Source organism: Actinomadura nitritigenes (assembly GCF_017573545.1).
GTDB classification, from domain to species: Bacteria; Actinomycetota; Actinomycetes; order Streptosporangiales; family Streptosporangiaceae; genus Spirillospora; species Spirillospora nitritigenes.
The window spans coordinates 34,534-40,533 of sequence record NZ_JAGEOK010000057.1 but is presented as its reverse complement, the minus strand read 5'-3'; the positions used below and the strand labels follow the sequence as shown (position 1 = coordinate 40,533).

Genomic DNA, 6,000 nt, shown 5'->3' with positions numbered 1-6,000 from the left:
AACGCCCAGCTCAAGTCATGGCGAATCCTGCGGAAGCTGCGCTGCTGCCCCCACCGCGCCGGCCGCCTCGCCAAAGCCATCCACACCCTGCAACTCCGCGAGACCGCATCACACTGAAAAAGGCTCACTGCACTCTGGGGGCATCGCGTCCTTAAGGACGCCATCGATATCGATTTTCCGAGGCAATTCTTCACTCCCCCCTTGGAGGATATGATGACCTCTCATTCATGGTCGGGAATCCGCGAGGGTCTGGACATGCAGTTTCTTGCTTGGACCATCATCTGGATGACGACGGGCTTCATCGGCAGCGGTCTTCCCGGCGAGGACGAATCCCGTCTCCGCCTGGATCAACCTGCCGTTGCCCGGTACTTTCGCACCCAACTGCACGAGTTGCTCGATGCCCGTATTCACGCCTGAAACTCGCCGTGACGTCCGAAGGTGTTTCACAGTGTTCCGTCGCATCGAGGGACGCGCGAGCCACTGGTCTCCGACCCTGCCGTGTCGCGCCACTCGCGCGGTGAGAGGCCGTACGCGGCCCGGAAGACGCGGCCGAAGCTGGACGGGTCTCGGAACCCCCAGCGCTGCGCCACCGACGCGATCCTCACCAGGCGCGCCCCAGGCCGACCGAGCTCGTTGCGGACTGCTTCCAAACGCTGGGTGCGGATCCAGTCGGCGAGTGAGATGTCGCCCTCGGCCAGGACGTTGTAGAGGTGGCGTGTGGAGATGTGGTGCGCGACGGCGATCTGCGTCGCGTTGAGTTCCGGGTCGCCCAGGTTGGCTCTCGCGTATTCCAGGATCCGCAGCCGCAGTGTGGCCCGCATCGATTCCTTGGTGATGGCGGATGCTCCGACCTGGGTGGCGATCAGGGCGCGGATCAGTTCGATGCCCGGTTGACCGACTGCCTCGGATCCGGGCTGGGAGAAGAAGCCCGGACGCGAGACGATGTGCTGGAAGTAGGTCGAGGCCAAGCCGGCCAATGGAAGTCCCGGGGTCAGCCTGACGGCCCGCACCTGTCGGAGCAGGTCGCGCGGCAGCGCCAGGTTCTCCATCGGAATCCGGATCCTGTATTGCCTGACTCCCTTGAGATCGGCCAGCAGGAACGGGGCGGTCGAGTCGTAGAGAACGAGCTCGCCAGGCCGCAGCACGGTTTCCTTGCCGTCCTGAACGACCAGACTGGATCCGGTCATCTGCAGCCCGAGAAAGACACTGGGTATCAGGTCGTCGCGGGCCAGACGCGCGGTGCGCTCCACTGCGGTCGTACTTGATCGAATCGAGGTGAACCGTAGCGGCCCGGCGTCGGTGACGGCTGCGCGGAACACGGCACCCGAGGGCGGAATGGTGAGTGTCACCGGGACGATCTCGGTGGTGACGATCTCGCGCAACGCCTCAGCGCGATCGGCGGGGGCAATCGGACGGGAATCAAAGGTACGCGTCACGGCGTGGACACCTCCGACATCGGCCAGCATGCTCCGTCCACGCAGGGCGTGCTGCGGCCACAGTACTCCCCGAGGCACTCGGTGCGGGAGTGGTACAGCCACTCTTCGCTGCCCGGACGGCACCGATCGGCGGTGGTGCTCAGGGTATGCACGGTCGTCTACAGCCTGTGCAAGACCTCCTGTGCGGTACTTCCGATCACTCCACAGGACCTTGGTTTCGGACCGGGGTGGTCGTCAGTCACGGATGGCCGCTGAACGCGGACATCTGGAACTTCCAACTCAAGCTCGTCACTGACCACGGCTACCGGGGTACCGCGCACGGCCGCCGCGGTGCGAGCGGTCCAGCCAGACCTGGGCCGGCAACGACATGGACCACCTATGCCGACGATCTCGCCGCTCTGAATCGAGCACCTCGACCGCACCGACGCAGATCCTCACCGGTCACTCCACCGGTGGCGGCGAGGTCGACCGTCATCCCGGCCGACACGGCACCCCCCGCGTCTCCAGAGCGGTGCTGCGAGGAGCGGTTACAGCGCACCTGCTCGCCACCGCTCGCAGGCGTTCGTGATGCGTTCTGGGCCATGTGCATGACCGTTGGGCTCGTCAACGCGTGTGACGCGTCAAAGCCCTCTCCGAGAGGACGCCCTCAAGGTTCACGCCGGCGCCCTGCACGGGCTCGTCGGACGCTTCGGGCAGGACTTCAACGCAGAACTTCTCGCCTTCATCGAGAACTGACTCACCGAGTGGGCGGACACACGACGGTGAGCGTGACCCAGATCGCGGTACTGGTGGCGAACAGGGCGAGGATGGACGTGGCCGCGGCGTGGTGCGCGTCGGCTCCGACGATCGTCCTCGTGTCCGCCGCGCCGTTGGGACAGGGCGGGACGGCTGTCGGCGGCTCGGTTGCGGATGGGTGCAAGCTCGGCTGGTTACCGTCTACCTCGGATCGACGCCGGAGACTCCCCTCGCGGTCGCTCTGCGCCGGGCGACTGGGTCACCCGGCGCAGAGGTGCGGTCAGCTGTGAACTGCCGCGCGCCGGATGAGGCCGGTGACGGCACTCGGGTTCGACACCATCGACAGGTGCGGGGCCTTGACCTTGACCACGTGGGCGCCCGCCCGGGCGGCCATGATCTCCTGCTCGGCCGGCGGGATCACCCGGTCTCCCGTGCCGATGAGGCTCCAGGACGGGATCGTCTGCCAGGCCGGCACGCCGGGCGACGCTTCGGTGAGCACGCTGTACGCGAGCGGCCGCTGGCCTGCGGCGAGCACCGCCGCCTTCCTGGTGGGCACACCACCGGCGAAGTAGCCCGGGAACAGTGACGGCTTGACGTAGAGATCGACGGCGGCCACCTTGCCGTCAGCGTCCTGTAGCGGGACGGTGTTGAACACCGTCGAGGGGTCGGCGACGGCCAGGACCGATCCGGGCTTGGCCGTGGTCAGTCCTAGGACCGTGTCGTTGCGCTGCGGGATGAAGGCATCGATGTAGACGAGCTCCTTGACGTTGGGGTTGCCGGTGGCCGCGTTTGTGATGACCATGCCGCCGTAGGAGTGCCCGACCAGCACGATCGGCCCGGGGATGGTCGCGAGGTAGTCCTTGACGGACCGGGAGTCATCGGCCACACCGCGCAGCGGATTCGGCGCGACGTCGACGGTGAACCCCTTCGCCTGGAGCTTCTGGGTGACCGCCGCCCAGCTGGAGCCGTCCGCCCAGGCACCGTGGACGAGCACGATCGTGGGCTTGAGCGCGGTGGGCCGGTGTGACGGCTGGGCGCTGCTGGCCGCGCCGGCGAGCGTGAGGACAAGTGCGCCGGCCGCGGTCGCTACGGCGACCGCCCAACTCGATTTGGCAATCTTCGACATGACATTCCTTCGTTCGGAGTCGATCCGCGCAGCGGGACCGCCGGCGGCCTCGATCTGGGAGGTGCGAGACCTGGATGCGGGCGGGCTACTTTGGGCCCCTGTAGAGCGGTGATCTGCGGGTTGGATGGTGGTACCGAGATCGACGTTAAGGCGCTGCAAGGCGACCAGAGCCGCCACAGAGGAAGTCCTGCACAAGCTGCAGATACGCGTGCACAATCTGAGCAGTACCGGCTCGGACAAGGCCGGCCCGGAGCCCGTGCGATGCGCAGGTGGCTGTGTGATCGACGACCCCAACGCCGTGATCGACCGGGTCTTCGACCACGCCCAGGCACGCGACCCCGTTCAGGCCCGGCCCTGTCGTGCTGGTCGACGGCGCCCACCACCGGATCGACCTCATCCACCCCCAGGCCACCCGCAGCTCGCTCGGACGACGATGGTCACGGGGGCTTGGTGAGCGGCGGCCTTCCGCAGGGTGCGCCAGCCCTTGAGTGCGGCGGCGGCCTGCTCGCCGGGCGCGCAAACCCTGGCGTGGCGCCGGTTGAACAGCTTTCAGCGCTTGCTGAGCCGGTGACGCCTTCGGCGCTTGCCGGGCGCCCCGATCGGGCCGCCACGCCGACGTGAACAACAGCGATCTTCGGCTGCACAATGCCGGGACGTACGGCTCGGCGGCTGACGAACCCGGGCGTGCTCGGTCGCCTCGAACGTCTGGCGTGCTTCCTGGATCGCTTCTGCTGTGCTCTTTCCGGCCAGGAGTTGGCGGAGGACGTAGGGGATGCCGCCGTTTCGGCAGTAGTCGACTTCTCGTGGGGTGTCCAACCGGGTTCTGGCAAGGAACATCGTGCCGTTCGCCGTGACCGTGGCGGTCGGTAGGACGGCGCGGACGCCCAAGAGGGAGGGTCCTTTGGCGGCCCAGTCGCGGGAGGATCCGGTGCCACGGTCGCTTCAGCGCGATCGGGAAGGCAGCGGGCCGTCGACCACATTCGTGGCATGCGGTGGTGGCCCGGGGGATTACGCCCAAAGGCCAATGCCGCAGGTCGTGGCCGCTGGCTACGATCGGCGCATGCCAGCAACGTCGCGTCCACGGACGCCGCAACGTCACGTTGCGGTCATCGGAGAGGGCCCGGCGTGGCTTGCTGCCACCGCCTTCCCGGTGCTCTTGGCCGTCGCCCTGCTCAATGGCGGAGGCCCGGATGGTCTGAGCCTCCTCATTCCCGCCATCCTGTTTCTGCTCCCGGCCAGCCTGCTGCCGCACCGGCCGCTGGCAGGCACGGCGTTCATGCTCACCGCCTGGCTCACCGCCTGGGCGGTCGAGGACAACGCACCGTTCTCATGGCAGTTGGGCTATCTGATGATGCTGGCGAACGCTCTGGCGATCGGCTTCATCACCGCCACCCGTCCCCGGCGCACCTCGATCGTGGCGGTCGTCATGACGCTCTGCGCGCAGTTGCTGGTCGTGGCCTTCTACTTGAACGAATCGCCCGCCCTGGTGCGGACGGTGATGTTCACGGTGCTGATCGCCGGGGCGGCATGGATGGCGGGCAACACAGTCCATGAACGCCGCGCGCACGCCGAGGCCATAGAAGAACAGAGGACCGCCCGAGCCGTCACGGCAGAGCGGCTCCGGATCGCCCGCGAACTGCACGACATGGTCGCGCACAGCATCGGCATCATCGCCATCCAGGCCGGCGTCGGCGGCCGCGTCATCGACAGCCAGCCGGCGGAGGCCCGCAACGCGCTGTCGGCCATCGAGGCCACCAGCCGGGACACCCTGGCGGGCCTGCGGCGGATGCTCGGCACGCTGCGCCGTACCGACCCCGAGGCGGCTCCGCTTGATCCGGCGCCGGGCCTGGCCGACCTTGAACACCTGGCCACGACGACCGCACACGCCGGTGTACGCGTCGACCTGCAGTGGACAGGACACCGGCGTCCGCTGCCCGCGGAGTTCGAACTATCGGCGTTCCGCATCGTCCAGGAAGCGATCACCAACGTAGTGCGGCACGCCGGCACCGACCACTGCCGCGTCACCATCGACCATCGCGACGACGAAGTAGCGATCGAAGTCATCGACGACGGGCGCGGCCGGCAAGCGGAAGGAACCGGGTACGGAATCGCCGGAATGCGCGAACGGGTCGCAATCCTGCACGGCCGCTTCAGCGCGGGACCTCGTCCCGAGGGCGGCTTCCGCGTGACGGCGCGACTCCCGCTGCCAGAACAGGTGCCCGCATAGGAGGCAGCACCCAAAGCACGTCAGAAGTGAGGCAAAGGTCGCTGCCGTCCCAGGAACCGACTCCAAAGGCGGTGCCACAATAAGCATCCGCCCGCCTGACGCCGGCGGCGACGATCTGCCACCGGTACGGGTCGTCCTACGCCTCAGAACGGTCGAGCCCAAGAGAATTGGTTTCCACCAGTCGCGCTTGCCCTCGCGGTAGGTGCCGCTGGCGGCCTTGACGACCGGGCCCTCGATGCTCTGGGCAGGCAGGACCTTGAACCACAGCCGGTCCTCGCCGACGTCGCGCGGCTGCAGGCACAGTACGACGCGGGACGTGCCCGGCAGCCCGGGCGGCTACCTGGACGAGCCCAAGAGGGAAGGGTTCCGCGCGATCGCGCGCGTTGACGAGCACGGTGGCGTGCATCTTTGGTCACGTCGGCAGCGGCGCCTCAACGGAACGAGCAATCCCGGTCCTTGAGCACACGGATGAATCG

The 6,000-nt window shown here is 67.7% G+C and carries 4 protein-coding genes and 2 pseudogenes; 3 read left to right on the top strand and 3 right to left on the bottom strand.

Features of this window, described 5'->3' with window-relative positions; all coding sequences use genetic code 11:
• Both J4557_RS46615 and J4557_RS46610 read left to right on the top strand, forming a co-directional pair.
• Positions 1-117 (top strand): annotated as a pseudogene (locus J4557_RS46615) (IS5/IS1182 family transposase); the annotation flags it as partial.
• An 84-nt stretch (positions 118-201) separates the two neighbouring features.
• Positions 202-417, top strand: a complete 216-nt coding sequence (locus J4557_RS46610; protein WP_208273959.1) for a hypothetical protein — start codon at positions 202-204, stop codon at positions 415-417.
• Between the two features lie 26 nt (positions 418-443).
• On the opposite strand, the gene J4557_RS46605 is transcribed toward J4557_RS46610, so the two are convergent.
• From J4557_RS46605 to J4557_RS52420, 3 genes and pseudogenes are all read right to left on the bottom strand, one after another.
• Positions 444-1,466: a helix-turn-helix domain-containing protein gene (locus J4557_RS46605; protein WP_208273957.1), complete on the bottom strand. Its 1,023-nt coding sequence runs from the start codon at positions 1,464-1,466 to the stop codon at positions 444-446.
• 985 nt (positions 1,467-2,451) lie between these two features.
• Complete coding sequence (locus J4557_RS46600) at positions 2,452-3,474, bottom strand: alpha/beta fold hydrolase (RefSeq protein WP_307800602.1); 1,023 nt, start codon at positions 3,472-3,474, stop codon at positions 2,452-2,454.
• 567 nt (positions 3,475-4,041) lie between these two features.
• Positions 4,042-4,230: pseudogene (locus J4557_RS52420) on the bottom strand (hypothetical protein); the annotation flags it as partial.
• Positions 4,231-4,357: 127 nt separating this feature from the next.
• Between J4557_RS52420 and J4557_RS46590 the strand changes: the two are divergent.
• On the top strand, positions 4,358-5,524 hold the full coding sequence (locus tag J4557_RS46590; protein WP_208273953.1) for a sensor histidine kinase: 1,167 nt from the start codon (positions 4,358-4,360) through the stop codon (positions 5,522-5,524).
• The last annotated feature ends 476 nt before the right edge of the window (positions 5,525-6,000 follow it).